The sequence below is a fragment of the Pseudoxanthomonas sp. 97-1-1 genome, assembly GCF_057773125.1.
In genome coordinates, this window is sequence record NZ_JBYMTJ010000002.1 from 949,153 (window position 1) to 975,250 (window position 26,098).

Annotated in this window: 23 protein-coding genes and 1 pseudogene; 12 read left to right on the forward strand and 12 right to left on the reverse strand. The window is 63.6% G+C overall.

From position 1 onward, the window contains the following. Nucleotides 1-98: 98 nt before the first annotated feature. The 5 genes from ligD to AC3DET_RS11700 all read right to left on the reverse strand — a co-directional run bounded on the left by ligD (nt 99) and on the right by AC3DET_RS11700 (nt 6,854). Nucleotides 99-2,675, reverse strand: coding sequence for a DNA ligase D (gene ligD / locus AC3DET_RS11680; protein ID WP_446539140.1), 2,577 nt, complete (start codon nt 2,673-2,675; stop codon nt 99-101). An 81-nt stretch (nt 2,676-2,756) separates the two neighbouring features. Further along, nucleotides 2,757-3,383, reverse strand: coding sequence for a GIY-YIG nuclease family protein (locus AC3DET_RS11685; RefSeq protein WP_337731974.1), 627 nt, complete (start codon nt 3,381-3,383; stop codon nt 2,757-2,759). Between the two features lie 9 nt (nt 3,384-3,392). Next, on the reverse strand, nt 3,393-3,740 hold the full coding sequence (locus AC3DET_RS11690; RefSeq protein WP_337731975.1) for a CBS domain-containing protein: 348 nt from the start codon (nt 3,738-3,740) through the stop codon (nt 3,393-3,395). Between the two features lie 184 nt (nt 3,741-3,924). Beyond that, on the reverse strand, nt 3,925-4,827 hold the full coding sequence (gene ku / locus AC3DET_RS11695; protein ID WP_488391687.1) for a non-homologous end joining protein Ku: 903 nt from the start codon (nt 4,825-4,827) through the stop codon (nt 3,925-3,927). 341 nt (nt 4,828-5,168) lie between these two features. After that, a complete protein-coding gene (locus AC3DET_RS11700) occupies nt 5,169-6,854 on the reverse strand; it encodes an ABC1 kinase family protein (RefSeq protein ID WP_337732221.1) in 1,686 nt (561 codons plus the stop codon). A gap of 504 nt (nt 6,855-7,358) precedes the next feature. Here AC3DET_RS11700 and AC3DET_RS11705 point away from each other — a divergent pair. Together AC3DET_RS11705 and AC3DET_RS11710 are read left to right on the forward strand one after the other, a co-directional pair. Continuing rightward, the gene (locus AC3DET_RS11705) at nt 7,359-8,264 is read left to right on the forward strand and encodes a L,D-transpeptidase family protein (RefSeq protein WP_446539282.1); all 906 of its coding nucleotides are present in this window, start codon (nt 7,359-7,361) and stop codon (nt 8,262-8,264) included. Between the two features lie 3 nt (nt 8,265-8,267). Further along, a complete protein-coding gene (locus tag AC3DET_RS11710; RefSeq protein WP_446539138.1) occupies nt 8,268-8,954 on the forward strand; it encodes a M23 family metallopeptidase in 687 nt (228 codons plus the stop codon). Between the two features lie 326 nt (nt 8,955-9,280). Here AC3DET_RS11710 and AC3DET_RS11715 read toward each other — a convergent pair whose 3' ends face one another. Beyond that, the gene (locus AC3DET_RS11715) at nt 9,281-9,745 is read right to left on the reverse strand and encodes a hypothetical protein (protein ID WP_337731979.1); all 465 of its coding nucleotides are present in this window, start codon (nt 9,743-9,745) and stop codon (nt 9,281-9,283) included. 670 nt (nt 9,746-10,415) lie between these two features. On the opposite strand from AC3DET_RS11715, the gene AC3DET_RS11720 reads away from it, so the two are divergent. From AC3DET_RS11720 to AC3DET_RS11735, 4 genes and pseudogenes are all read left to right on the forward strand, one after another. Continuing rightward, nucleotides 10,416-11,183 carry a histidine phosphatase family protein gene (locus AC3DET_RS11720; protein ID WP_337731980.1) on the forward strand — a complete coding sequence of 256 codons (768 nt, stop codon included), beginning with the start codon at nt 10,416-10,418 and terminating at the stop codon, nt 11,181-11,183. Then, a pseudogene (locus AC3DET_RS11725) lies at nt 11,180-12,040 on the forward strand (NAD(P)H-hydrate dehydratase); the annotation flags it as partial. The gene AC3DET_RS11720 and the pseudogene AC3DET_RS11725, both read left to right, overlap by 4 nt. A gap of 71 nt (nt 12,041-12,111) precedes the next feature. Then, nucleotides 12,112-14,742, forward strand: coding sequence for an excinuclease ABC subunit UvrA (locus tag AC3DET_RS11730; protein ID WP_488391688.1), 2,631 nt, complete (start codon nt 12,112-12,114; stop codon nt 14,740-14,742). Nucleotides 14,743-14,837: 95 nt separating this feature from the next. Further along, nucleotides 14,838-15,818: an NAD(P)/FAD-dependent oxidoreductase gene (locus tag AC3DET_RS11735; protein WP_446539136.1), complete on the forward strand. Its 981-nt coding sequence runs from the start codon at nt 14,838-14,840 to the stop codon at nt 15,816-15,818. Nucleotides 15,819-15,964: 146 nt separating this feature from the next. On the opposite strand, the gene AC3DET_RS11740 is transcribed toward AC3DET_RS11735, so the two are convergent. The 4 genes from AC3DET_RS11740 to AC3DET_RS11755 all read right to left on the reverse strand — a co-directional run bounded on the left by AC3DET_RS11740 (nt 15,965) and on the right by AC3DET_RS11755 (nt 19,151). Further along, nucleotides 15,965-16,693, reverse strand: coding sequence for a DNA-formamidopyrimidine glycosylase family protein (locus AC3DET_RS11740; protein ID WP_446539135.1), 729 nt, complete (start codon nt 16,691-16,693; stop codon nt 15,965-15,967). After that, entirely contained in the window at nt 16,686-17,447 is a 762-nt protein-coding gene (locus AC3DET_RS11745) for a DUF72 domain-containing protein (protein ID WP_446539134.1), read from the reverse strand. Before AC3DET_RS11745 ends, AC3DET_RS11740 begins: the two co-directional genes overlap by 8 nt. 160 nt (nt 17,448-17,607) lie before the next feature. Continuing rightward, nucleotides 17,608-18,234 (reverse strand): DUF4142 domain-containing protein, encoded by a 627-nt coding sequence (locus AC3DET_RS11750; RefSeq protein WP_446539133.1) that lies wholly within the window; start codon nt 18,232-18,234, stop codon nt 17,608-17,610. Between the two features lie 590 nt (nt 18,235-18,824). After that, nucleotides 18,825-19,151, reverse strand: a complete 327-nt coding sequence (locus tag AC3DET_RS11755) for a helix-turn-helix domain-containing protein (protein ID WP_488391689.1) — start codon at nt 19,149-19,151, stop codon at nt 18,825-18,827. Between the two features lie 127 nt (nt 19,152-19,278). On the opposite strand from AC3DET_RS11755, the gene AC3DET_RS11760 reads away from it, so the two are divergent. Beyond that, on the forward strand, nt 19,279-19,998 hold the full coding sequence (locus AC3DET_RS11760; RefSeq protein ID WP_488391690.1) for a hypothetical protein: 720 nt from the start codon (nt 19,279-19,281) through the stop codon (nt 19,996-19,998). On the opposite strand, the gene AC3DET_RS11765 is transcribed toward AC3DET_RS11760, so the two are convergent. Next, nucleotides 19,995-20,393, reverse strand: a complete 399-nt coding sequence (locus AC3DET_RS11765; protein WP_488391691.1) for an H-NS family nucleoid-associated regulatory protein — start codon at nt 20,391-20,393, stop codon at nt 19,995-19,997. The two genes, AC3DET_RS11760 and AC3DET_RS11765, sit on opposite strands and share 4 nt — an antisense overlap. A gap of 129 nt (nt 20,394-20,522) precedes the next feature. Here AC3DET_RS11765 and AC3DET_RS11770 point away from each other — a divergent pair, with 129 nt between their 5' ends. Next, nucleotides 20,523-21,485 carry a toll/interleukin-1 receptor domain-containing protein gene (locus AC3DET_RS11770; RefSeq protein ID WP_488391692.1) on the forward strand — a complete coding sequence of 321 codons (963 nt, stop codon included), beginning with the start codon at nt 20,523-20,525 and terminating at the stop codon, nt 21,483-21,485. Between the two features lie 28 nt (nt 21,486-21,513). On the opposite strand, the gene AC3DET_RS11775 is transcribed toward AC3DET_RS11770, so the two are convergent. Continuing rightward, nucleotides 21,514-22,539: a hypothetical protein gene (locus AC3DET_RS11775; RefSeq protein ID WP_488391693.1), complete on the reverse strand. Its 1,026-nt coding sequence runs from the start codon at nt 22,537-22,539 to the stop codon at nt 21,514-21,516. Nucleotides 22,540-22,612: 73 nt separating this feature from the next. On the opposite strand from AC3DET_RS11775, the gene AC3DET_RS11780 reads away from it, so the two are divergent. The 4 genes from AC3DET_RS11780 to AC3DET_RS11795 all read left to right on the forward strand — a co-directional run bounded on the left by AC3DET_RS11780 (nt 22,613) and on the right by AC3DET_RS11795 (nt 26,072). Next, complete coding sequence (locus AC3DET_RS11780; protein ID WP_488391694.1) at nt 22,613-22,909, forward strand: hypothetical protein; 297 nt, start codon at nt 22,613-22,615, stop codon at nt 22,907-22,909. Nucleotides 22,910-23,152: 243 nt separating this feature from the next. Further along, on the forward strand, nt 23,153-23,398 hold the full coding sequence (locus AC3DET_RS11785) for a hypothetical protein (protein ID WP_488391695.1): 246 nt from the start codon (nt 23,153-23,155) through the stop codon (nt 23,396-23,398). A gap of 111 nt (nt 23,399-23,509) precedes the next feature. Beyond that, nucleotides 23,510-24,229: a hypothetical protein gene (locus AC3DET_RS11790; RefSeq protein WP_488391696.1), complete on the forward strand. Its 720-nt coding sequence runs from the start codon at nt 23,510-23,512 to the stop codon at nt 24,227-24,229. A gap of 7 nt (nt 24,230-24,236) precedes the next feature. After that, on the forward strand, nt 24,237-26,072 hold the full coding sequence (locus AC3DET_RS11795; protein WP_488391697.1) for a hypothetical protein: 1,836 nt from the start codon (nt 24,237-24,239) through the stop codon (nt 26,070-26,072). Nucleotides 26,073-26,098: the final 26 nt, after the last annotated feature.

The following is a 26,098-nucleotide window of genomic DNA, read 5'->3' on the forward strand; positions in this document are numbered from 1 at the left end:
CATTGACCGATAGTGGCCACATGCGTGAACCGCCAGCGATCTGCAAAAGTCAGTTTGACGTAAGGACCATCCCCCTCCCCGTCCGGATGTTCGCGTCATCAATTCTTGCGCTGCTTCCCTTGCGCCTTGGGGACTATCGTGTCGATCAGGCGCATTGCGCCATCCAAGTCTTGTTTGACCTTCGTCCAAGCCTCCCAAGGATGTGCCTTCACACGCTCCATGCGGCGACGCGCCGAGACCAGGTCATAGGCATCGCCTGCCTTCACCCGCCCCAGTTCGCTCCAGCGTAACGGCATCGCTACGGGCGCTCCCGGTCTGGCACGCAACGAGAACGACGCGACGCTGGTGGCACCGCGGCCGTTGCGCAGGTAGTCGATGAAGATGCGGCCCTTGCGGACTTTCTTGCTGGCCGTCGCAACGTATGCCAGCGGTTCCGATGCCGCCATCGATTCGGCGAAGGCATGCGCGAACGGCTTCACCTGCGTCCATGGGCACGCCGGTTTCAGCGGCACCACCACATGCAGGCCCTTACCGCCTGATGTCCGCACGAACGAATCCAGTCCCATCGCTTCCAGCCGCCCGCGCACCTGGCGCGCGGCTTCCACCACCTGCCGCCATGCGACATCCGGCCCGGGGTCCAGGTCGAAGACCATGTAGTCCGCCTTGTCGGGCGAGACCGCGGTGGCACCCCACGGATGGAATTCCAGCGCATTGAACTGGACCATCTCGAGCAATCCGGTTCCCTCTTCCACCACCAGGTAGTCCGCGCGCTCGCCGCTGTCTTCCTCGATGCTGACGGCGCCCACGTGCTCCATGCCGGCCGTGTGGTGCTTCTGGAAGAAGCACGGCCGGTCCGCGCCCTGGGGGCAACGCACCACCGACAGTGGCCGCCCCGCCAGCTCGGGCAGCAGCCAGGGCAGCATCGCCTGGTAGTAATCGAACACCTGCGCCTTGGTGATGCCACCTTCCGCGAACACCACCCGACCAGGACTGCTCAAGGTCACCGCGGAAGCCGAGTGCTTCTTCTTTTTTTCAGTTGGTGAGGGCTGCGGCTTTTCCGTCGGGTTGCGCATTCCAGCCTCCTGCAGATCGTCTGCCGTCTTGTCCGCGCGGATCGCTTTGAGCGACGACTGCCGCAACAGCCCCTGGCTGCCCCAGCCATGGAAGAACACTTCCGCCACGTGGCGCGGCCGCACCCACCGGGCGTGGCGCAGCTCGGGATCATCCACCGCGACGTGCACCATGGGCTTTGCGCGCGCATCCCGGCCGAGTCTGGTCGGCAGGTCGGCCAGCAGCTGCGCATTGAAGCCGGTGCCCACGCGACCCACGTAGCGCCATCCATGGTCGGGATCCGGTGTGGCAAGCAACAGGGCGCCCAAGCCCGCGCGGCTTCCCTTGGGCGGGGTGAAGCCGACGATGGCGAACTCCTCCGCGTTGCGCTGCTTGATCTTGCGCCAGGCATCGCCACGCCCGCCGTGGTAGGACGCATCCGCGCGCTTGGAGATGATGCCTTCCAGGCCACGTTCGATGGCCATGGCCAGGGCCTGCTCGCCACGGCCGATGATGTGCGAGCTGTAGATCAGGTGCGGCGGCGGCTTCTTCAGGATTTCCGCCAGCAGCGCCTTGCGCTGATACTGGGGACTGCGCGAGAGATCCACACCGTCGATCTGCAGTACGTCGAACAGCAGATAGGACAGCACGGCATTGCGCTCGCCGGACAGCACGGCCTGCAGCAGGCCGAAGTCTTCCTGGCGCCCTGCCCCCGCCACCAGTTCGCCATCAAGCACGGCGTCCTGCAGCCCCAGCGCCTCCAGCGCGCCGACAATCTCCGGCACCTTCTTCGTCCACTCCAGTTCGTTGCGCGACCACAGGCGCACCTTGCCGCGATTGATCTGCGCGATGAGGCGATAGCCATCCCATTTCGCCTCATGCAGCCACTCGTCGCCTGCGGGCACGGTGGCGCTCAGCTTGGCGAGCTGCGGCGAACGGAATGACGGCGGGTCGTTCGTCGCCCTGGCACCCTGCAGCTTGGCGGCGCGTGCGCCCCAGGGGTCGGAGCGTTTCGGCGACCCACGCGAAGACGAAGACGCCTTTGCTGTCTTTGCCACCTTTGCTGCTTTTCCCGTCTTGGGCCGCGCCGGCTTCGCCGGCGCGCGGGCGACATCCTCCAGCAGGTCGTCGGCCTCCTGTTTGCTGGCGTAGCGGTCACGCTCCTTGAAGAGGAGCCATTGCGGCGTGCGTGCAGGCTTCTGCGTCCGCACGAGATGCCAACCGCCTTTCAGCTTGTCGCCGAACATCTCGAAACGCAGATGGCCCTTGGCAAGCTGTTCCTCCGCATTTCCCTCGGTGGTCCAGAGACCCTTGTCGAATGTCGCCACATGACCGCCGCCATACTCGCCCTTCGGTATTTCGCCTTGGAAATCGGCATAGTCGACGGGGTGGTCTTCCACTTCCGCCGCCAGGCGCTTGACCGCCGGATCCAGACTGGGGCCCTTGGGGACCGCCCAGCTCTTCAGCGTGTCCCCAACCTGCAGCCGGAAATCGTAATGACGATGGCTGGCGTGATGCAGCTGCACGACGAAGATGGGGCGGCGCCCGCGCGGCAAGCGGCTGCCCGGCGCAGGCTCGGGCGTGCTGTCAAAACGGCGCTTGCGCCGATACTCCACCAGGCTCATCACCGCCTCCTTCAACGCCCCCTTTATGCGACGCGGGTCGTCAACGCGATGTGCATGCGCGTGCCTGTGCCGTCTTCCTGCTCAGGGAGGCAGCAGGCTGCTGCGCCGGTGCCAATCGCGCAACGCAGCGGAAACGACACCGGAGAACTCGACCTCCAGCGCACGACAAGCATCAAGGCTGTCGCGGACGGCCGCCAATGGCGTGTGCTCCACCTGCCAGGGCCAGAATTCGATCGCGCCCCATGTTGCCACCGCCGCCTGCTCCATCGTCGCCAGTCGCCACCGCTCGGCGAACAGACGCTCCCGGGCCCAAGTCCGCAGGCTCGCATGCACGGTGAACCCTCGGCGGATGAAGTCGTCTCGCGCCGCTTCCAGCGCGGCCTGCGCCCCGCGCAGCCATTCGGTATGGCCTGCCGCTCGACGTGGCACGAGCAGCGGCGGGGGTGCGGCGTGCGCATGCAGGTGCCGGTGCAATCGGGTTTCCCATTGTCGCGCCTCGCGTACGGCGTCCGCTCGCACCAGCCAGCCACGCTCCAGGTCGAAGAACTCAAAGTAGCGGGGTGCGAAGGCGGACAGCCGAGCGAACGGCTCCTTCGAGATGCCGAGCTTGGCGTAGTCCTCGTAGGCGCACGGGAACACGTAGAGGAACGCGCCGCCCGACGCCCCCGTGCCCACGCCATCCAATGGGACGATCGTCCGTCCAGCCATGATGCGACGTCAGCGGCGGATGAGGATGCCGACCAGCTTTCCGCCGTGGTCCACCACGGGAAGCCGGTTCGATGCCAGCATCGCCATTCGCGAGAGAACGTCATCAACGTCTTCGTCGTCGATGCAGTAGATCGCCCTGGATGTCATGACGTCACGGACGCAGGTGGATGCACTCCGACCCTCAGCGACGACATTCAGGGCGATGTCTCGATCACTTACCACACCGGCCAGCTGACCTTCGTCGACTACGGGCAGACTGGCGATGTCATTTTCGGCCATCAGGGTGGCGGCCTGCTGCGCGGTGTCATCCAGGGATACCACGCAGGCATCCGGGTTCATGACATCACGCACCTTCATGCGAACCGTCCTTCGTTTCCTTGGCCATGATCTTTTCGCATCCGTCCATTCGTCGGGACAATCCACGCAACGCCAGCGGTGATGGAGACGAGAACCGGCAACGGCTAGTCGATGACCTGGCGTTCCCGGCCATCGTTGCCGGGGCAAAGCGCACGGATTCCGCACCTGTGGGCATCACTACTGCCTACTTCGCCGCCGCGCGCTTCGTCGTCCGCTTGGCGGGAGCCTTCTTCTTTGTAGCCTTGCTTGTCGGCGTCTTGCGTGCGGCGGTCTTCTTCGCGGGCGTCCTGCTCTTGCTGTCCAGGCTCTTCTGCAACAGTGCCATGAAGTCCACGACATTGGTTGCCGCGTCGTCATGCTCGACGGGAGCATCGATGAATTTCGTGGTCGCGCCCTTCGCCTTGATGCGCTTCTTGATGATCGCCTCAAGACGCTTACGGAACTCGTCATGGTAGGAATCCGGCGCCCAGGTCGCCTCCATAGACTGGATGAGACTCTTCGCCATTTCCACTTCTTTGGCCGCAATGCGGTAGTCGGCGGCCTTGCCCGAGGGCAGCTTGTACTCTTCCGGATCCACCAGCTCCTGCGGGTAGCGGAGCATCATGAGCACCAGCGCGTCGCCTTCGGGGATGACCGCACACAGGTATTCGCGCGTGCGGATGACCACGCGGGCCACGCCGATCTTCTTCGTGCTCTTCAGGGTATCCCGCAACAGCACGTAACCCTTCTCTGCCTTCTTGCCGGGAACGAGGATGTAGGGCTTTTCGTAGAAGCGGATGCCAATGCTGTCGGCATCGACGAAGGCTTCCACGTCCACGGACTCGTGCGTCTCCGGGGCCGCAGACTGGATGTCTTCCTTCTCGACAACCACGTAACTGCCCTTGTCGTATTCGAAGGCCTTGACGATGTCCTTCCAGGGCACCTCCTCGCCGGTCTCCGCGTTCACCCGCTCGAACCGGATGGGCTTCCTGTCGCGCGAGTCCAGCATGCGGAAGCTGATGTCCACCTTCCGTTCGCCCGACATCAGCGACACCGGAATGTTCAGCAGGCCAAAAGACAGGGTTCCGGTCCAGATGGGACGTGGCATGGCAACACCTTGGGCGCTACGGCTGAGGCCCTGATCTTCATGCGTGCGTAGGCAAGACCATGTGAAGCGGGACGGTGCGGCTGTCCGCGCGCTCCGGCCAGATGCTCGGCAGCCTCAGTTCCCCCATCTTCCGGGGGTCTGTGTACGACGAAAACGCCAGCAGGGCGCTGACGCCGCAGCCCACCATCCCGAAAGACTCACTGGTCGGGTCGTGCAGCCATTCGCAGACACGCGACGCCACCCAGGTTTTCCCCCGACCTTTGTCCGGCCTGCGCAGAACCCCCTACCTGACCCGCGAAGTGAATGAAATGCTTGCCTCGCCCATCGTAATGGCGACGGCGCTACCGTGGCCCGGCCTCTTCCCGCTTGCGCGCACGGTGATCGCTCAGCAGTGAGCTGATAACGATCCCGCAGCCCAGCATTACGCCGACCAGGAACAATGCCAACGCCACTACGGGATATCCCCACACCGTGTGCGGGGTCGAAACACGCATCATCAGCGACGAGGCCATGATGAGTGCTGCGGTAATTACCCCGATCGAAATGCGGTTCGCGATCTTCTGCAGGTTCTCCATCAACCGCGACTCTTCCAATCCGGTGACGCGCATCTGCAAGCGGTTCTCAGCGACGAGCGACAGAATATCGGATACTTTGCGCGGTCCGTCGCGCATCAGCGCCTGCACCTCCATCATCTCGCTGGCCAGATTGGGCGAGGACAGCGACTTGCGCAGGCGCGCACGCATCACGTGCTGCAACTGATCTTCCACCAGCCGCTGTGTGTCCAGCCCGGGGGCCAATGCATGGCACACGGTATCCAGATTCAAGAGCGTCTTGCCCAGCAAGCTCAGTTCCGGCGCCGTACGCAGACCGCACTGCGTCGCGATGCGGACCAGTTCCAGGACGACACGGCCCTCCGACATCGAGGCCTGGTGCGCGCTGTACCGCGAGATCAACTGCCCTACCTCGCGCAGGTAGCGCGGTTCGTCGTAGTCATCAAGGCGGACTCCCAGCGAGATACTCTCTTCGGCGACCTGCTCGCCCCTGCCGTCCACGGCGGCGAATAGCAGCTTCAACAAGCGGTCGCGCTGACGCGGAGGGACATTGGCCACCATGCCCAGGTCGAAGATCGCCAAGCGTCCGTCATCGGTGACGCGCAGGTTGCCGGGATGGGGATCGGCATGGATCTCGCCATGCACGAAGATCTGGTCCAGATAGCCGCGCAGCAGCTCCTCTGCCAAGGGTGTCATCGACTCCTCAGTGCGGCGCAAACCGGTGATCTGGTCGACCCGCGTGCCCTGGGCCAGCTCCATGGTCAACACACGCTTGCTCGTGTAGTCCCAGATCGGCGCGGGTACCCACAGCCGTTTGAATGGCAGCAGGTGCTGGCGGAACCGCTCGAGGTTCTCCGCCTCGGCAATGTAGTCCAGTTCCGCCATCAGCGAACGTGAGAATTCCGCCAACCACTCGGAGAAGCGCACGTGCCTGCCCAGCTCGGTCATGCGATCCGCGGCGTCGGTGACGCCCCGCAGCAGTTCCAGGTCACTAAGCAGTTGCTGCGCCACGCCCGGCCGCTGGACCTTGACCGCGACCTCGCGTCCATCGCGCAAGGTCGCGCGGTGCACCTGCGCTAGCGACGCGCATCCCAACGGTGTTTCATCGAAGGCTTCGAAAGCCTTGCTGATCCGCACACCCAGCGCATCCTCGACTTGTTCACGCACCAGATCGTAAGGAATCGGCGCGACGTTTTCCTGCATCCTCTCCAGGGCGGCGGCGTACGCAGGTGGCACGAAGTCGGGGCGCGTGGAGAGCATCTGGCCAAGCTTCACGAAGGTCGGACCCATCGCCTCCAGCTCGTCGGCGAAACGTTCCGGGCTGCCTTCCTCGGCTACGTCCTCCTGTTCGAGGTCCGCGTCCAGTGCCAGTCCGTTGAAGACCCCGGATTTCCGGTAGCGGAACAGGAACTGCAGAATGGTGGCGCGCCTTGCCAGCCGGCCGGTCTGCGGAGTCGATTCTGTCTCACTGCTCATGCCGAACCTCAATGTTGCTGTTCCGGATTGTTATGACCGAGGTAGTGAGCTTGTCGTGAACGAACACGCGGCATGATCACGTTGCGATAACCGCTGGGGCATGCTCAATGCGTATACGCCCATTCCGGGCTCTAATGAATGCAGGCACCCATATGAATCGGACCCGCACGCATCGCGATAACGCTCACAGCGACAGCGCCAAGGCGGACACGCCCGACAAGCACAGGAACGAGAAAGCACGCTGGAAGGACCACGATCAACTCCAGGATCGGGACAGCCCAAAACCCGATCCGGAACAAGACTACCCGGGGGCACACGACGCAGTACCGCGCTGAGTGCGGCCTCAGGTTTCGGCGGGCTTCGTGCCACGCACCCTACCCGCCTTCACGGAGCAAATATGCCTCTCGCGCATTCTTTAAAGCATCTCTTGTTTCCTCTGGATCATTCATGACGCGCATTCCCCGCTGTCTGTCGCTTCCGCTGGTCATTGCTCTATTGAGCACGATGACCGCCTACGCTGCGGAAAGTCCACTCGCCGTGGCAGCCAATGAACTCGACACCACCGTAGGTGCCGCAGGTCAGCTGCGTGCCCAGGTGCTGCTGGATCGCGCTCACTTTTCGCCAGGCGAAATCGATGGGTTTGCCGGCTCCAACCAGCGGCGCGCCGTTCGTGGCTACCAACAGGCCAAGGCGCTTCCAGTGACCGGCGACTTGGACGCTGGCACTTGGGCCGCACTCAATGCGGACATGGCCCCCGTGCTGGTGGCGTACGCCCTTACGGTCGAAGACGTGGGCCAGAACTACGCCTCGCTGCCCCAAGACATGATGGAGCAAGGCAAGCTGAAATCTCTTGGCTTCGAATCCATCGAAGAAGCACTGGGTGAACGTTTCCACGCCAGCCCGGCCCTACTCCGCAAGCTCAATCCCACGGCAGACTTCAGCAAGGCCGGCACGCAGCTTCAAGTGCCCAACGTCGTGGGGGTCGCAGCTCCGGCGAAGGCAACCAAGGTGGTGGTGGACAAGTCCGACTCGACCCTTACCCTGGTTGATGCCGCAGGAAACCCCTTCGCGCAGTACCCCGTGTCTTCGGGCAGCCAGCACGATCCGCTGCCCCTAGGCGAGTGGAAGATCGTGGCCACCGCGGTCAATCCAACCTTCCACTATAATCCCGCCCTGTTCTGGGATGCGGACCCCACACATGCCAGAGCCACATTGGCTGCCGGACCGAACAATCCGGTCGGCACGCGCTGGATCGACCTATCCAAGCCACACTACGGCCTGCATGGCACAGCGGAGCCTGCCAGCATCGGCAAGACCCAGTCACATGGCTGCGTTCGTCTCACCAACTGGGATGTCGAACGCGTCGCGGCGGCGATCGGGCCCGACGTCGTTGTCGTCATGCAGGAGTGAGGCATGAGATACCTGCTGGCGCTGATCGCGGCGGTGATCCTGGGTGTGGCGCTCTACCGCGGCATTGACATCTCGCGCACCCCCGATAGAGAAATGACGGCAGCATCGCAAGCTCTCACGGTACCGCCTGCCAATGCCTCGTCGGCGGTCAACGCGACGCCGTTGGAAGCCACGCATCCCGTCGTCCCCGAGATGCTGCCTCCCCCTGCCTTGCCGATCTCCAACGCGCCGTTCTCCCTGCGCGAGAAGACGTCACCTGGATTGCTCATCCCCGTGCAAGGCAAAGTTGCTTCCGACCTGGCCGACACTTTCACCGATGCGCGCAGCGAGGGCCGTTTGCACGATGCCATCGACATCATGGCGAGCGCGGGCACCCCCGTACTCGCCGTCTCGGACGGGCATGTGGAAAAGCTGTTCTACAGCGAACGCGGCGGCTTGACGATCTATCAGTTTGATCCCCAGAGAAAGTACGCCTACTACTACGCCCATTTGCAGGGGTACGTGGCCGGTCTTGCAGAAAAACAGCCGCTCAAGCGTGGACAGATGATCGGATATGTTGGTAGCACCGGCAATGCGAGCCCGGACGCTCCGCACCTGCACTTCGCCATCTTCGTGCTGGGGGCAGAGCGTCGCTGGTGGGAAGGAACCGCCATCAATCCCTATCCACTGCTTGCCTCGTCGGGTGGGTGACCGCAATAGGAACAGACGGCATCCTGCGGCGAGATTGTCCGACTTCCTTTGCACGGGAAGAATCCGTGTAAGAGAAAGCCCCCGTTGTACGGGGGCTTCGATCACTCATCTTATTCGCCCGGTTCCCTGTCCTTGCGACTGGGTGCCTTATGCGGTTCGTTCGGATTCTGCCCGGGTTGCAGTTGGCGATTGCCCTGTTGTTCGCGTGGAGTAGTCATGGGAAATCATCCGTGGCGGCTGCCACTTTCAGTGGAGTGCACTCCATAGCATGAAGTGCCTGTGTCCGCGACTGATCCATCGTCGCGTCGGATTTTCACCGAGGGAGCTCAGCGGCCGTCCCGATCGAAATCGCCCGGAAGCTTGCGCTCGATATAGTGCCAACCGTCCTTGACGGCACCTTTCGCCTGTGGCCAGTCCAGGCGCGAGCTATCGCGGGTGGCTGCCCATTTACGTTCGAGCTCGCCTTCGACATCTTCGAACTTCTGGCCGCTGTATTCGCCATACGTGTCGTAACCGTACTTGTAGGCTGGACGGTAGTCATCCCACTCTCGACCCTCCGTATAGTACGGCGTCTGGCGATACTGGCCTTCGAAGTTGGCGATGTACTCGGTCGGATTCACCAACTCTGCGAGCGAATCGCCTGCCTTCGCTCCCAGCACACCGCCCGCCACTGCGCCAACGACCGTACCGACGGGGCCTCCGACGGCGGTGCCCGCCACGGCGCCCGCGATCGCACCGCCGACGGCGCCGGTACCCGCACCAATGTTGTGGTCTTTCTTGATGTCGCTCATTGCATGTCACTCCAGCGTAATGAACCGATTGGGGAAACTGAAGCCTTTGGCATCAGTGGAGTGACAGTGAACGCAACTGCTATGCGTGCACGTGAAAATAAGCCAATTTTCTGCTCACGAGCGCGCAACGTTTACCACGGATTCCCAAAGATCAAGCTCGCGCTCACCATCGTGCATTGACTCGTTTCCGGCTTTCGTTTCCGGAGTCATCTTCCTCACGGTCTGCACACGGCGACGGGAGCAACGTGGGATTGTCTTTCGGAAGTCCAGACATGGTTATGAAGAACTCTAGACCCACACAACACCAGCCCAATGTATTCGAGAAACCGCGACGGCCCACCGCGCCTACCGTGCAAGGAGAGAACCCGGGCAAGCGGACGAATGAAGAGCGCAATGATCCCGAGTCGGAGCACGGCGCCACCGGTGGGCAACCCCGCCGCCGGACGGCTCAGGCACATGCAGGTCCATGAGGCTGCATAACATGGTCGTTGAAGCGCGATTCTGGACGCGGGCGATGGTTGTTGATCGCCAAGGCGTACTCTGAAAGTCACCTCATAGGGCTCATGGATCATCGTTACGATGGATCTGTGGGATGTATGCACGGGCGTCGCCAAAGATTTCACGCCGCTCCCGGTACGCTGAGCCTCCCATCCAGCATCAGGGAAGCGCAGTGCCGAAGCTCCAGCACACGGATTGGCCCGCCCGCCTCTGGGTGATCCGCCACGGGCAGAGTGCCGGCAACGTCGCGCGCGATGCGGCCGAACTCGCCGGCGCCACGTTGATCGATCTCGCCCACCGCGATGCCGACACACCGCTTTCCGAACTGGGTGAACAGCAGTCGCAGGCGCTGGCCGCATGGTTCGACGCGCTGCCGGCTGACGAGCGCCCCACCCACCTGATGAGTTCGCCCTTCGTGCGGTCGTACCAGACGTGTGCGGCGATCGCGACGCGCCTGCGCATCGATGCCGATGAGATCTCGCTGGATGAGCGTCTGCGCGAGAAGGAGTTCGGCATCCTGGACCGCTATACCAGCCAGGGTATCCGGGCGACCTTTCCCGAGCTGGCCGAGCAACGCGCACTGGTAGGCAAGTTCTATTTCCGCCCCCCTGGTGGTGAGAGCTGGTGCGACGTGATCCTGCGCCTGCGCAGCGTGGTGGAAGTGCTCAGGCGCGACCACGTCGGCGACCGTGTCGTGATCGTGGCGCACCAGGTCATCGTCAACTGCTTCCGCTACCTGCTCGAATGCATGGACGAGAAGGCCATCCTGGAGATCGACAGGCTGGCGGATGTTCCCAACTGCTCGATCACCGAATACGGCTTCGTGCAGGGACACGAAGGCGAGCGCTTCGCCCTGCGGCGGGCAAACTACGTGCCTCCGGAACTGGAAGACCACGCCACCGTCACGGTCGCGGCAGATGCACCCGCAGGCCCGAAATGAAGCGTGTCCACGCACCGGTGCCCGTCAATGCCAGGCTGCTGCGTGCCTGGCCACTTCCCGCGCCTGACGCCATCCGCAGCAAGGAAGATCGTGGCCGCGTGCTGGTGGTTGCCGGCTCGCCGGACGTACCGGGTGCCGCGCTGCTGGCCGGCGAAGCGGCATTGCGTGCCGGCGCGGGCAAGCTGCAGATCGGCACACCGGCCAGCGTGGCAGCGGGCCTTGCACTTGCCGTTCCGGAGGCCAAGGTAACGCCGCTGTCCACGACGCGCAGCGGCGGTTGCCGTTCGTCGCCGGCGCTCGAGCAGGCATGCGCCGGCGCCGACGCGCTCCTGATCGGCGCCGGCATGGACGACACGCCGACCCTGCGCAACCTTGTCGCCCGGTTGTCCCGGCATGCCGCGGGCGTGGTGGTCGCCGATGCAGGTGCCATCGCCGCATTTCAGCACGTGCATGGATTCCGGTCTGCCCCGGTCATCACGCCGCACGCCGGCGAGATGGCGTCCTTGTTGGACACGCCGATCGAAGACGTGCACGCGCGGCCTGCGGAACTGGCACGGGAATTCGCGGCGCATGCGCGGGTGATCGTCGTGCTGAAGGCGCCGGAGACGCTGATCGCCGCTCCGGATGGACGCCTGTGGCGGCACACCGGGGGCGGACCCGGACTGGGAACATCGGGTTCGGGTGACGTCCTCGCCGGCATCATCACCGGGCTGGCCGCCCGGGGCGCGAGCGCGGAACAGGCCGCCGTCTGGGGGGTGTACCTGCATGGCCGTGCCGGGGAGGCGCTTGCCAGAGCACAGGGCAGCCTTGGTTTCCTGGCGCGCGAACTGCCAGCGCAGGTGCCGCGTCTGCTGGAAGCATTCGGTCCGTCGCCATCGAAAGCGGCACGGAGCGGCAAGCCACGCCGCACGCTGGCAGGGGCCGCGGCATGACTGCGCGCAAGCGAGCAGGCCGTCGCCCGCCTGACAGCTTCGTCCGTGTCAGGGGCGCGCGCGAACACAACCTCAAGGACATCAATGTCGATGTGCCGCGCGATGCGCTGGTCGTGTTCTCCGGCATTTCGGGGTCCGGCAAATCATCGCTTGCCTTCGGCACCCTCTACGCGGAAGCGCAGCGTCGCTATCTGGAATCGGTGTCGCCGTATGCGCGCCGCCTGATCGACCAGGCCGGCGTGCCGGACGTGGACAGCATCGAGGGACTTCCGCCCGCGGTAGCGCTGCAGCAGCAGCGCGGCACCCCCAACGTGCGTTCCACGGTGGGCAGTGTCACCACGATTTCCAGTTCGCTGAGGATGCTGTACTCCCGCGCGGGCACCTATCCCGCCAACCAGCCGATGCTGTATGCGGAGGACTTCTCTCCCAATACGCCGCAGGGTGCCTGCCCGCATTGCCATGGCCTGGGCCACGTCTACGATGTCACCGAGAAACTGATGGTGCCCGACCCCTCGTTGAGCATCCGCGAGCGTGCGATCGCAGCGTGGCCCCCCGCCTGGCATGGCCAGAACCTGCGCGACATCTTGGTCACCCTGGGCTACGACGTCGACGCGCCCTGGCGGACGCTTCCTCGCAAGGATCGCAACTGGATCCTGTTCACCGACGAACAGCCGACCGTGCCGGTCTATCCCGGCTTCACGCCGGCGGAGACGCGCACCGCACTGCGTCGCAAGACCGAGCCCAGCTACATGGGCACCTTCATCGGCGCACGGAAGTACGTGCTGCATACCTTTGCCACCACGCAGAGCGCGCAGATGAAAAAGCGCGTGGCACGCTTCATGACCGGTGCCCCCTGTCCCGTGTGCAAGGGGCGGCGGATCAAGCGCGAAGCCTTGTCGGTGACCTTCGCTGGCATGGACATCGGAACGCTCTCCCACTTGTCACTGGACCGCATCGCCCAGACGCTGGCGCCCGCGGCGCTGGGGAAGTTTTCCCGACCCGCCCGCATGGGTACGCGGAGCAAGGCAGCCAGCCGACACGATACCGCCCAGCGCGTGGCCAAAGGCGGCCTGGCCCACGCCGGCAGCACGGATGTACGCCGCACGCCGGACTTGTCCGAAGAGAAGCGCATCGCGGCGGCACGCATTGCACAGGACCTGACCAGGCGGATCGCCGCATTGCAGGCCCTGGGCCTCGGCTACCTGTCGCTGGATCGCACCACGCCCACCTTGTCCGCCGGCGAACTGCAGAGACTGCGGCTGGCGACCCAGATCCGCTCCCAGCTCTTCGGCGTGGTGTACGTGCTGGACGAACCCACCGCCGGCCTGCATCCGGCGGATGCCGATGCACTCCATGAATCCCTCGACCAGTTGAAGGCGGCCGGAAATACCCTGTTCGTGGTCGAACACGACCTGGACATGCTGCGTCGCGCGGACTGGCTGGTCGACGTGGGGCCGGGCGCGGGACAACATGGGGGACGCGTGCTCTACAGCGGCCCGCCGGCCGGCTTGCAGCAGGTGGCCGAGTCCCATACCCGACGCTACCTGTTCCCCACCGTTGCGGTGACGCCGCGCACCCGCCGCGAAGCTTCGGGATGGTTGGGGCTTGCGGAGGTCCATCGCAACAACCTGCATGGCATCCACGTCCGTTTTCCGCTGGGCGCGTTGACCGCGGTGACGGGGATCTCGGGCTCCGGCAAGTCGAGCCTGGTGAGCCAGGCATTGGTCGAACTGGTGAGTGACCATCTGGGCCATGAACCCGTTGCCGAAGACCATGACATCGAACCGCGGCAGCCCCCGGAATCCGCCCGCGCGTCCGGCAGGCTGGTGGAGGGCGCGGCCGCGATCGATCGCCTGGTGAACGTGGACCAGAAACCCATCGGCCGTACACCACGTTCCAACCTGGCCACGTACACCGGCCTGTTCGATCACGTCCGCCGGTTGTTTGCGGCCACTCCCGCGGCCAGGGCCAGGAAGTTCGGTGCCGGCCGCTTCTCTTTCAATGTGGCGCAGGGACGATGCCCGACGTGCGAGGGCGAGGGCTCCGTGCATGTCGAGCTGCTCTTCATGCCCAGCGTTTACGCGCCATGTCCTACCTGCCATGGCAGCCGCTTCAACGAGAAGACGCTCCAGGTCCGTTGGCGCGGCAAGGACATCGCGCAGGTGCTGGCGATGACCGTCGACGAAGCATCGGCCCTGTTCCGGGAGGAAGCCTCGGTCTGGCGACCGCTGCACCTGCTGCAGGACATCGGGCTTGGCTATCTGCGGCTCGGCCAGCCGGCAACCGAACTCTCCGGCGGCGAGGCCCAGCGCATCAAGCTCGCCAGCGAACTCCAGCGGGCCCAACGCGGCCACACGCTGTACGTGCTGGACGAGCCCACCACGGGCCTGCATCCCGCCGACACGGACAAGCTGATGACGCAGCTGCACAGCCTGGTCGACGCCGGCAACACCGTCATCCTGGTGGAGCACGACATGCGCGTGGTCGCCGACAGCGACTGGGTGATCGATGTCGGGCCCGGGGCCGGCGAACAAGGGGGGCGGATCGTGGCGGAAGGCACCCCGGAGAAAGTTTCGCGCTCGAAAGGCCCCACATCGCACCATCTAGCCAATGCACTGCGCGGCTAGCTTGGAACGGGACGCGCTTCCATGCAGTTCTCTTTGGAGCACGCTCTCTGGTTCGGCCACAGCGCTTTGACGCGTCAACATATAGGGCAGCCAGGATGAGACTCAAACGCGCAGAAACGACGGCCTCCACCTACGACCCCGAGGGAGGGGACCATGGCGGCCATGCCCGACTTGATTGCATCATCGTAGGTGGCGGCCCTGCAGGACTTACGGCTGCCACATACCTGCGCCGATTCCATAGAAGTGTGCGGCTCTTCGATGATGGTTTCAGCAGGGCCCGCTGGATCCCGGAGACTCACAATTGTCCCGGTTTCCCTCAGGGCGTCTCTGGTGAGAAACTCCTCCACAAACTGCGAGAGCAGGCGCTTACCTATGGCGTTGCTCCCGTGCAACGACGCGTTGTTGGAATCTCAGCTAGCCCCAATGGCTGGCAAGTCCGTGATGAAAACCAGACCTGGCATGCGGGAAGTGTCGTACTGGCCACCGGTGTTCGGGATCGGGTTCCTGACCTGCAAGACGGATCCATTGATGATGCGATAGCGCGCGGACTGATCCGCTTGTGCGCAATCTGCGACGGATATGAGGCGACGGACCAGAACATCGGGGTTGTGGGACCCTTGGTGCAAAGCATCCAGCACGCCTGCTTTCTGCGCACTTTCTCGTCTCGCGTCAGCGTGGTTCCCTTGTCAGATTCCGTGCCTGTCCTGGCGGAGGTTCGAGAAGAGGCGTTGCGCCGTGCGGCCGAACTTCGCATCCAGGTCCTCCCCGAACTGCACCATCTCTCCTGCAGGGACGACACCTGTGAAGCGAGCGACGTGGCGGGCGGCACGCATCGGTTTGATACCCTTTATGCCGCTATGGGGGCGCCCGCGCGCAGCAATCTGGCAGCCATGGCCGGCGCGACGATGGCAAAGGACGGCGCGATCCTAACGGATGCCCATCTGCAGACGTCGCGGCCGGATCTCTACGCCATTGGCGATGTGGCTACGGATCTGAACCAGATATCCGTGGCCTTCGGCCATGCAGCCATCGCGGCTACCGCCATCCATCGTCGTCTAGACCCGGTCCTGCGCTAACGCAAAGAGTTTGCTCTTGAATCTCCTGGAAAGGATGAGCCTAGTGCTGCATTAGAAGCTACGGCTGACACTTCAGCAATTGGCTACCGGCAGCATCCAAATGGCCCTTTTTAGCAGGCCGAAAGCTGCGCTCTCCCCGCCTCCAATCAATAGAGTGTCTGGCAACGCGTGCAGAAAAATGATCGCCGTTTGCGCACGCCCAGGTATTCTTTTGTGATGCGCTGGCCGCATTGGGGGCATGTGGACTTGGTATGCACCAGCCAGTGCTTGCGAAGGACGAACTGCTTCTTCCATTCAAGGAACTCGAAGCTGTACTGGCGAGCCTGCACTATCACTTGGCCGAGCTTCCGCGGCGGGAGCGCCCCCACCTCGCTGGCAGGATGGACGCCGACGCGGAAAAGCACCTCGTTCTTGATGATGTTTCCAACGCCTGCAAAGATGTCTTGATCCAGCAAGGCATCGCAGACCAGTACCGAAGGCTGTAGTTCAAGTTTGGTCCTGGCGAGCTGTGGCTTCCATTCCGGGCTCATCACGTCGATGCGCCAGTCATAGGTATCGTCCAGAAGCCCTTCGATGTATTTGAGCGAAGATGCGTAGAAGTTCAGCACGCCATTGTCGAACAACAGGGACATGCGAGGATTGGCCGGCTTTTCTTCATCGATCAGGTAGGAACCGAACATCAGCATGTGAACACGCAGGCTGAAATCACGGAACTCGATGAGGAAATGTTTGCCCCAGCTGCGCAGCGCGACAACGCGCTCGCCTTCCATTCGGCTCAGGTCGAGCTTGCTGTTGCCCGACGCCCTGCGGACGGTCTTGCCGCTGAAGTGGGCGGCCGCCTCCTTCAGGATGACGATGGATGGGCCTTCAGGCATGCGAATTTTCGGGCGTCCGCGGCGATGAAAGTGTCCGTAGCAGATCCTGTAGGAGCGCCGCATTGCCAGTCGCATGGCCGTGTGCGGTATTGTCGAAAATGATCCACGGGCAGGCGGGCCATCTGGCGGAAACGACCGCAATGGCAAGCTGCTGCAGACTGTCCTCCGTGTATGCGCTGTAGTACATCTGCGGCGAACCGTGCCAACGCCAATATGGCCAAGGCGACACCGCTTCGGGGCGGCGGGCATCATCTACCAGGGCCGGGTCTGCGGCGACGCGGCCGACGCCGTACCGCTGCAGCAATGCCTCCGCGCTGCTGGAAAACCAGCTGGCATGCCGAGGTTCGCAGACGAGCGGTGCCTGCGAGCGATGGCGGAACATGCGAAAGAACGTCGACGCGACACGGGCGTCGAGCAGATGGCTGGGCGGCAGCTGGAGAAGGAAGCCCCCCAGCTTGCTGCCAAGCGCTTCTGTCTCGCCCAGAAAGCGGTCCAACGCCGGAGCGGAATGACGAAGGGCGAGTTCGTGGGAAATCAACTTGGGGATCTTGACGGAGAAACGGAAGTCCCTCGGAACCGAGGAGGCCCATCTCGCGTAGGTGGCCGGCTTGTGGGGTTGGTAGAATGATGAGTTCACTTCCACGACTGCGAAACGGGTGGCGTAGCGCGCGAGCATCGATTCGCCTTCGCCGAACAGTGCCAAGCTCTGGCGGGGAATGGACCAGCCTGCACAGCCGACCTTGATTGCCTGCATTGAGCTGGGTTCCTTGCACCGGGGTGTCATAGGGAACGTCACAGGGGAGTGACGTTGGTGGTCGGATCCCTTCAGCAGACGCCCGATTGATCCTTCCTCATGTGGACGGTTGGTACCGTGCACTCACGATGCCAACGCGAACGACCTGAATAGTTCTGGCCTAGTTCGCCGCGCCATTCAGTTGCTTGGCCTGCGCCAAGTGATTGGCCACATGCTCACGCGTCACAGCCAAGTGTGTCCTGACCTCTGCACGGCCGGCGGCGGGTATCAGCTTTCCATCCAGCGTCGCGAGTGCTTCCGTATGATCCTTCACCATGGCAGCAACATAAGCCTTGGAGTACACATCGCCGCTCTTGTCGTTCAGCATGGCCAGCGCTCGCTCGCTCTTCTTGCGTTGCCCATCTGCATCGGGTGCCGCGTTCTCCGGATTGAGTGCGGATGTCTTTTTTCGGTTCTCGGTATGCTGATCAATCATCATCTGCGCATAGGCTGCGACAGGTCCTTTTACGCCTTTGGCGAGGGCCTGTTTACTGGCGGCAATTTCATGGTCATTGATCGCGTTCAAGACGCCAAGAGCATTACGCTCGTCCAGGGATGGCTGGATGTCGGGTCGACCGGTGGCAGCCATGGCTTCGGCTGTTTCATCGGTGGGGTCGGTGTTCAAGACGGGGACTGCGTCTGAAGTCTCGGCCATGACGTCAGCATCGTTATGGTTGTCGCGACAGGCGGACAAGGACACCACGCCGATGGACACGGCGGCGAGGACGAACAGGTGGCGAGCTTTCATGATGCAACTCCGGCTTGTGGGGTGAGGGCCGAACCGGAAAAGCCTTCAGGATGGGAACCTGTCCGTATGTTGGCTTGGCTACTAGAGAACGCTCAGGCCCGTGAACGCAATGTGCAATATGTACAGCGTTTAGATTGGCGTGAAGGTGTTGCGAAGACGTGCTGCATCAGTTCGGGCGTGATCTCTTCTTCAATCACTGCTCCACCGGCGCGGTCAGCAAAAGGCAGCTGGAAACCTAGTTGTCCGGAAACATGGAGTAGACGATGAACAAGGTGGATGCCGTGGCCTGCCCGCATGGTCAACAGGACAGCTGATGCTGTCCATCCGTTGACAATCGCTAGTGCTCGCGACACAGCACCAAGTATTAACTGAATGGGTAGGCTGCCGCCGTCCGCCCTACCCCCGATAACGATCCCTAATCGTTCAATCCGATTCACTGACCAGAATTTTGGACCTCCGTTAGCAGCCAGTCTTCGCGCCATCAGCAGCTGACGACCCAATGTCGGGCCTCGATACGGTGAGTGAGCACGCTAGCGGAGTGAGTGCCCGACGGGGCACCTCCTCAGGATCATCGCGATGCGATGGTCCTTCTACTTTCCGGGCGTGGCCTCGACCAGCTTGACTAGCTCGCGCTTCTGCTGCTTGGTCAGCGATCCCCACCGCAGCAACAGCTTGGCCAGCAGATCGTCATCGGTGTACAGAAAGGCCGGCGGAATGCCCAAGGCCTCGGCCAGCTTTTTGGCCGTGGCCGAGCGCGGTTCATGCACGCCACGCTCGTACTGGTTGATGCGAGGGCTTGCCACGTCGGGCTCCATACCGGCCAGGATACCCAGCTGAGCCTGCGTCAGGCCTTGGCTCAGGCGCGCCTGTTTCAGGCGCCTGGCGAAATTCGATCGCTTGTCAGCTGATTCGGACACACGGGCCTCGGGTCACATCCTTATGAAAAGGATGGCCGAAGTGCCTGTCGCTGGATACTAAGTTAATCTTAGTATCCCTGCAATGCGGCCGGCCGAGATGACGCCTCACACGTTGGATGACCTGGGGTTGCCCGGTTCCGTGTACCTGTGGGCCCTGCTTCACGCACAGCAGCACCGGCTTGCCCTGGCACCCACTGCAGACCTGGCCATGGAAGCCCTGCTGGTCCTGGCTTCGCACCAGATAGTGGCGCTGCCTGGCGATGGATCGGGCTCTGCGATCGGCCAGCGCCAGACCCCCATCGAGGGCATTGCATGGCGCTGGACCTGGCACGCCTATCACGCCGACAGCGTGCTGCCGGCAGTGGAGGATTTTCTGAGCTCAGTGCCTCGCGATGATCTGGTCCTGACCCTGGGCACGGCGTTATGGCAACGCCTGGTGCACGATGAGGCCCAAGCGTTCTACGCCGAGCAACTGGCCCGCTGCCAGTTCGATGCCCACTGGCAGCAGGACATGGCATTTGCCCAACGCCTCTCACGGCTGTCGCTCAGTGCTTCGCAATGGCGGTACTGCGCGTGGGCAGCCGTACGCCAGGGCGCCACGTTGGCACGCCAAGGCACCCTACCCGCTTCACGGGTACGCGAAGGCATGTACGGGGAAATCCTGCGACGAGCCGCGGCAGTGGCGGCCGGTCGCTACGGCCGCTGTGGCTTCACCCCGGCTTCCGTACAACCACCCACGGCATTGGCGCAAGGCCTGGCATGCCAGTGGTTCAACCTCGGGCAGATCTACTGGACCGCGTTACCCAGCGTCGAGGCGCTGCAACCTAAGCCTCTGCGCTCGGGCTAGACGCCCGGATACTTGGGAAACTTCTCGTTGGGATGCTTGGCCTTCCATTCCTTGTAGGCGGCCGTGCCCTCCCATGCGGTAAAGGACCGCGGTGGGCGCCCTCGCCCGCTCCAGGTCTCCTGTGTGTGCGGCAGCCAGTACTTGGGGGCCACCTCCTGATTGCTGCCCGGCTTCTTGACCCGGACCGGACTGCTGGCACCGACGGCCGCCAAGATCTCGGCTTTCTGCCTGGCGCTGAAATGAGGGCTGTACTGACCCAGCAGATTCATGACCTCGGCAAAGGCATCGGCGGCTTGCTGCTGACGAAGCTGGGCTTCTTGTTGCTCCAGTTTGCGCAGTTCTTCCTCAAGCTTTGCTCTGGCCGTGGCGATGGAGTCCAGGGTGGGTTTACTCATGCGGGGTAATTACCTCGGAAACGTCGGATACGGGGAGAGCGTTGAGTGTAAACAACCCCGATGTGAGCGGGCGTGGTGTCCGCTGGCTAGAATCGGCACACGCCGGTCACTGGCCGCACGGAGCACCGCATGATCACCGTCTTTTTCTCCTATTCCCACGTCGATGAAGCACTGCGAGACCAGTTGGAAACCCAACTGGCCATGCTCAAGCGCCAAGGCGTCATCCAGGCCTGGCATGACCGCCGCATCGGTGCTGGGGAGCACTTCGCGCAGGCCATCGATGCGCATATCAATAGCGCGAATATCATCCTGTTGCTGGTCAGCCCGGATTTCATCGCCTCCGAGTACTGCTACGAAGTCGAAATGAAACGGGCTCTGCAGCGCCATGAGGCTGGCGAGGCGATCGTCATTCCGGTCATCTTGCGTGCCTGCGACTGGCACCCGGCACCGTTTGGCCAACTGCTGGCCACGCCGCGGGATGGAAAGCCCGTCACGTTGTGGCCGGATCGAGACGAGGCGTTCTTGCAGGTAGCCCAAGCCGTGCGTGGGGCAGTCGGTCGCCTCTCACCGTCGGCCCCTGCCAGCGTGCCGGTGACGGCGTCAGAGCCGGTGTCCCCGGTGGTGCCGGCAACGGCCAGCGGTCCGCGCTCCAGCAACCTGCGCTTGGCGAAAAACTTCTCCCAGCGGGATAAGGATCACTTCAAGCTTCAAACCTTCGAGTACATCGCACGCTACTTCCAGAACTCCTTGGACGAGTTGGAGGCCCGTAACCCTGGTTATCAGGGGACGTTTCGGCAGGTCGACGCCAATCGTTTTTTCGCCACGATCTACGAGCACGGCGCCGATGTCGCCCGCGGCACGGTGTACTTGGGCGGCATGATCGGCGGAATCAGCTACGTCCACGGCGAAACCAGTGAAAGCAACTCCTCTAACGAATGGCTCACCGTCGAAGCCGACGAGCAGATGCTGTACCTCACCAGCTCGGGCATGTCTTTCTCGGGGAACACCCGGGAAAAGCTCTCCCAAGAGGGCGCAGCTGAGGCACTCTGGGCGCTGTTAATCAGCCCACTGCAGCAGCGTCGCCGTCGCTAGCCATCGCTCACGGCTGGTCGCGATGTTTTCATCTGTGCACCAGACGCTTTGAGAATATCGGTTCCCGGCGCCCTTGGGCGAGCACGCCTTCAGCCCAGTTCCAGAGCACCTGGACGTTGGCGAGCGGGCGTCGCTTGCTTTCCTCCACCTCCGGCGCAACGTGTTTCAGACGGGGCGCAAAGCCGAACATGAGGTCGAACCCATACTTGTGTGAAAAGACATGCCGCAGGCGACGGGTGTCGGCGCCAAAACCGGCCAGCGGTCGCCCCTCATCCTCGTGCTCCAGCACCATCTCGTACAGCCATTGCGTGCGTTGCCACATCGCGTCGTGGTGCAGGTCATAGGCCACCACACTCGTGGCGGCCAGCGGAAAGATGAAGTGGATGAAGTAGGCGAAAACCTCAGGCGCGATCCAGTACGCAGAACTGGTCACGGCCATCATCAGTAGCAGGCGGTACAGGCTCCGTCCAGCTCGGTGGGCACCCTCCTGATCGCCTTTCTCGTGGGCCAGGCGAAGCACAATGGTGGCGGCGGCCACCGCATCCCAACCGGCGCGTTGCTCGAGCTTTTTCAGCAGCTTTTCCGTATTGGTCCGCAACACATAACAATCGAGTTTCAGCTCAGCCTTGTCAAAACAGGCGGTCTGAATGAGGGGATTGAGCGTGCGGATTAACGCCACCGCCTGCGTGCCGATCGGCTGCGTCACATCCAGCGCACGCCAGCCCGGCCAGTCCACCACCTGCCGTGATCCGGGAAGCTTGTCTTCCACCTCGACCAGCAGCTTGCGGGGCACATGTTTTCCTGCAGCGTACTTGGACCACAGGTTGCTGTGGCTGAGTTTGGTGTACGCGCCCGGTTGCAGTTTCTTGCCCACGCTGTAGGCATTGAGGGACCCCAGATGGCCGCGCAGCCCCTCGAACCAGCGGGCCACTTTCACCACGCCCAAGGCGGCGGCCGGGGCGCGGGGTTGATCACTGGCGGCCCACCGCAGCACGGTCGCCACCCGCACCGCGCTGTAGAGACGCACCTCTTTGACGCCATCGGGTAGGAGCATCGGCGGACCGAGTCAAATCGGAGGCGCAGTTTGACTTCTGGTCGGCGCCAGGGGCAATGGATACGCTTCTGGCATGACTGAGCCTAATAACGAGCCTCTGACGGTACTGGCCAACGAGTTTGAGCAAGGTCTGCTGCAGCGGTACGGCCCGGTGGTGGGCCAAGACGAATTGCGCCAGGCGCTGGGTTACTCCTCGCAGGACGCCTTCAGACAGGCCTTGGCGCGCGGGCGGTTACCCGTGCCGGTGTTCTCCATTGCCGGCCGCCGCGGCAAGTACGCCCTGAGCAAAGACATTGCCTTGTGGTTGGCGCAGCTGCGCCACGCCGCCATGAGCGGGCAGGCTGCCGGCGGCGGCGCTCAACAGAACTAGACGTTTGGTTTACCCGCCCGTGGCGGGTCATATCCCTGGTTGATCAGGCCATCCCGGCCCAAGGAGCACGCCGTATAGACCAACGCTAATCCATCACAACCCAGTTCCAGGAACCCCAAAAAGAAACGGGACCCCTGCAAGGGTCCCGCCGAGACTTCAGAAGCTATCGCGTTTTCTGAGCTTGGCACTTTCACGGGGCACGGTCAACTGCTGCCAACCGGCAGCCTTACCCGAGTGTCCAACATGCCTCAGTTCCAACTCCATCCCCTGACCCGCCGCGGCCACACGGCCGAGGCGGTGCTCGCGCTGCGTCGGCGTCAGCGGCGTGCACCCTGCGCTGCGGCGTCTGCCTTGGAAGAGGACCCGCCGTTATGCAGTGTGGCCCAGGTGCATTTGCCCAGCGGGCACCACTACGAGCTCGAGATACATCAGGACCGGCTCACCGGCAAGATCCTGAGCTATCGCCTGCGCCTGCGCACGCTGCGCTAGTCCGTCGGCCTGTCTGCCTCGGCGGCAGGCCCATTCCCTGAACTGCTTGGCTGGCCGTGCGCCGGCCAAGCCCTATGCGCGCATCTGCAACGGATGCGCCAAGGATCCGTCATGACCGCAGGAACCAAAGCGAGCCAATCGGCGCCCATCCAGGCCCATGCCACCACGCCGCACCTGCCCTATCACCCTCGCCCGCTCAAGCGCGGCGAGCGCAGTCGGCGCGAGGTGTTCGTCTATTTCTCTCCGCGCAACCAACGCATTGCCATGATCGCCGACATGGTCAACGTGGCGCTGGCGCTGCGCCTGGAATTTGATCCCACCCTGAGCCACTACATCGAGCGTCCGCGGCGTCTGAGGGTCTCGGACAAACACGAAATCGACATCACCTTCTGGACGCGCAGCAAGACCGGCCAGGAGGCGTTCTATCTGGTGATCCCCGACAGCGGCACCGTCGGCAGTACCGTGGGCACGCTGTCCATTCGCGATCGCGGCGTTCTGGAGGCCGCCGCCCAGCGCCAGGGCATCACGTTGCACTTCGTGACCGAGGACGAGTTGCTGTCCAGCCGGACCTGGTTGGCCACCGCCTTCGAATTGTTGCCCCTGGTCTGGCAGTACAGCCGGCTATTGAACCGCTCGATGATCCGCGCCCGCATCGAGGGACTGATGTGCAACGTGGAGCGGATGAACCTGTCCAGCCTGCTCAAGGCGCTGGACTACGAACCCTCGCACGTGCGGGCCGTGGTGGCGGCCATGGTGCATGAGGGCAACATGCGCCTGGTCGACTACCAGCCCGGCGGCGTGGATGCGGTGCTGGAGGTGCCCCATGCGTGAGCCCAGCATGGTCTACGACCCGCAGGTTCTGACGCAGTGGTACCGCCCAGTGGAGCACGAGTTGGCCGAAGGCCTGCGCGCGCGCTACCGCGAAGCATGTGCGGCCATCACTGCCGTGCTGACCGGGGAGCTATCTCTCTCCCGCGCGGCCGCTATGCACCATCTTTGCCGCAAGCGCCTGCGCAGCATGGTGACCCTGGCACCGCAGATCGCGGCCGATGGCCAGGCCTACGGCTACCGGGTCTGCGTGCCATGGGGGACCTACCAGCGTCGTCCGCTGGGCGAGAGCGCCACGCAGATGCCGCGTCTGGCCGGTGCCCACGCCATGACCCGCCTGCTGGGCGCACAGCCAGCCATTCGAAAGTGGGTCGACGATTTTGATCATCCCCTGCCGCCGGGTCGCCCGCCCAAGGTGTTCTTGCGTCTGCACAAGCAGATCGTGGCCGAACTCAGGCGACGGGATTTGGCCGACCACTATCCGCTCAACCAGCCCGACCAGGGCCGGCGTGCCCTGCTTCGCTTCCTGCGTAGCCGCCGGATGCAGGTCACGGGCGGGGATTGGGATACCGAGGTGCCGGAGGTGACCCGGCTGCAGGACATCTTCCTGTCCACGCCCTTTACCCGCACCGAGCTGGACGGCCATCGCATCGATATCGAAGCGGTCCTGGGGGTGGCCCTGCCCAACGGGGGCGTGGCCAAGGCCGAGATCACCTCGATGTGGCTGCTGGTGGAGGTCGAGGTGAGCTCGCGGGCGATCGTGGGCTGGACGCTGCGGGTGGGACGGGCCTACAACAACCTGGATGTGGCCGCGTGCCTGGCGGTGAGCCTGCGTCCGTGGGAGCGCCGCACGCTGACCATTCCCGGCCTGGATTATGCGCCCGGCGCCGGCTTGCCCTCAGGCCTGCTGGGCGTGCTCAGTGGCTGGCGCTCGCGCTCGGTGGCTATGGACAACGCCAAGGCGCATCTGGCGGCGGATCTGGAACAGGGGATCACCCGGGCCCGTGGCGGCATGCTGATCTTTGGCCGGGCCCACGAACCGCGCTCGCGCCCGATCGTAGAGCAGCTGTTCTCTCGCCTGGAGCGAGGTGCGCTGCGCGATGTCCCCGGCGGTTTCGAGCCGGCCACGCGCCTGGGGGAGAAGAAGATCCGCATCAGCAACTTCGCCCCGGGCGATCACCCCATCCAGCTCCATCTGTTCGAGGAACTGCTGGACGTGATCATCGCCAACTACAATGCCACCCCACATCCGGCATTGGGCGAATTGACGCCGCTGCAGTTCCTGCAGATGCAGCAGCGCCGGGCATTCGATTTTGCCCCGGACAGCGGACGGGACGATGCCGCGGCCATGAGCAGTGTGTTGATCCCCTTGGTCGTGCACGGCAATCGCGCCCGGGGCGTGATGCCCCACGTGAACTACGCCTACGTGCGCTATCGCAGCACTGAGTTAGACAGCAAATGGGAAATGATCGGCCAGCGGGTCCTGGCCCGGGTCGACCGCCACGATCTGCGCACGATCGTGCTGATGCGCTCGGTGACGGCCCCGATGTGCGTGGTGCGTGCGGCCGCTCCGTGGAATCGCACGCTCCACGATGAGACCACGCGCAAGCTGGTCATGCAGTGGTCCAAGTTGCGCAGGGATTTCTCGATCGCCGGCGCGGACTGCGCGGTGAAGGCGTACGTGGATTTCCTGCGCGCGCAGGCGACCAACTCGTCGCAAGCGGTGGACCAACTGGCGCGCATGGAGCAACTGCACGCAGGCAAACCGCCCACGGGGCAAACCCTGGTGTTGCATCAGGCCCCCCGCGTGCCGCCGGGCGGCTGGATCAGCCTCGATGACGACTGAGTCGACGATGACCTCGCACGGCCCTG

What these genes read in the sequence shown, in the direction of transcription:
- AC3DET_RS11735 (WP_446539136.1), top strand. Translation starts at nt 14,838, where the DNA reads ATGAGACTCAAACGCGCAGAAACGACGGCCTCCACCTACGACCCCGAG.
- AC3DET_RS11765 (WP_488391691.1), bottom strand. Translation starts at nt 20,393, where the DNA reads ATGAGTAAACCCACCCTGGACTCCATCGCCACGGCCAGAGCAAAGCTT.
- AC3DET_RS11715 (WP_337731979.1), bottom strand. Translation starts at nt 9,745, where the DNA reads ATGAGCGACATCAAGAAAGACCACAACATTGGTGCGGGTACCGGCGCC.
- AC3DET_RS11745 (WP_446539134.1), bottom strand. Translation starts at nt 17,447, where the DNA reads ATGCAGGCAATCAAGGTCGGCTGTGCAGGCTGGTCCATTCCCCGCCAG.
- AC3DET_RS11795 (WP_488391697.1), top strand. Translation starts at nt 24,237, where the DNA reads ATGGTCTACGACCCGCAGGTTCTGACGCAGTGGTACCGCCCAGTGGAG.
- ligD (WP_446539140.1), bottom strand. Translation starts at nt 2,675, where the DNA reads ATGAGCCTGGTGGAGTATCGGCGCAAGCGCCGTTTTGACAGCACGCCC.
- AC3DET_RS11790 (WP_488391696.1), top strand. Translation starts at nt 23,510, where the DNA reads ATGACCGCAGGAACCAAAGCGAGCCAATCGGCGCCCATCCAGGCCCAT.
- AC3DET_RS11770 (WP_488391692.1), top strand. Translation starts at nt 20,523, where the DNA reads ATGATCACCGTCTTTTTCTCCTATTCCCACGTCGATGAAGCACTGCGA.
- AC3DET_RS11730 (WP_488391688.1), top strand. Translation starts at nt 12,112, where the DNA reads ATGACTGCGCGCAAGCGAGCAGGCCGTCGCCCGCCTGACAGCTTCGTC.
- AC3DET_RS11775 (WP_488391693.1), bottom strand. Translation starts at nt 22,539, where the DNA reads ATGCTCCTACCCGATGGCGTCAAAGAGGTGCGTCTCTACAGCGCGGTG.
- AC3DET_RS11700 (WP_337732221.1), bottom strand. Translation starts at nt 6,854, where the DNA reads ATGAGCAGTGAGACAGAATCGACTCCGCAGACCGGCCGGCTGGCAAGG.
- AC3DET_RS11685 (WP_337731974.1), bottom strand. Translation starts at nt 3,383, where the DNA reads ATGGCTGGACGGACGATCGTCCCATTGGATGGCGTGGGCACGGGGGCG.
- AC3DET_RS11690 (WP_337731975.1), bottom strand. Translation starts at nt 3,740, where the DNA reads ATGAAGGTGCGTGATGTCATGAACCCGGATGCCTGCGTGGTATCCCTG.
- ku (WP_488391687.1), bottom strand. Translation starts at nt 4,827, where the DNA reads ATGCCACGTCCCATCTGGACCGGAACCCTGTCTTTTGGCCTGCTGAAC.
- AC3DET_RS11710 (WP_446539138.1), top strand. Translation starts at nt 8,268, where the DNA reads ATGAGATACCTGCTGGCGCTGATCGCGGCGGTGATCCTGGGTGTGGCG.
- AC3DET_RS11740 (WP_446539135.1), bottom strand. Translation starts at nt 16,693, where the DNA reads ATGCCTGAAGGCCCATCCATCGTCATCCTGAAGGAGGCGGCCGCCCAC.
- AC3DET_RS11780 (WP_488391694.1), top strand. Translation starts at nt 22,613, where the DNA reads ATGACTGAGCCTAATAACGAGCCTCTGACGGTACTGGCCAACGAGTTT.
- AC3DET_RS11750 (WP_446539133.1), bottom strand. Translation starts at nt 18,234, where the DNA reads ATGAAAGCTCGCCACCTGTTCGTCCTCGCCGCCGTGTCCATCGGCGTG.
- AC3DET_RS11705 (WP_446539282.1), top strand. Translation starts at nt 7,359, where the DNA reads ATGACCGCCTACGCTGCGGAAAGTCCACTCGCCGTGGCAGCCAATGAA.
- AC3DET_RS11785 (WP_488391695.1), top strand. Translation starts at nt 23,153, where the DNA reads ATGCCTCAGTTCCAACTCCATCCCCTGACCCGCCGCGGCCACACGGCC.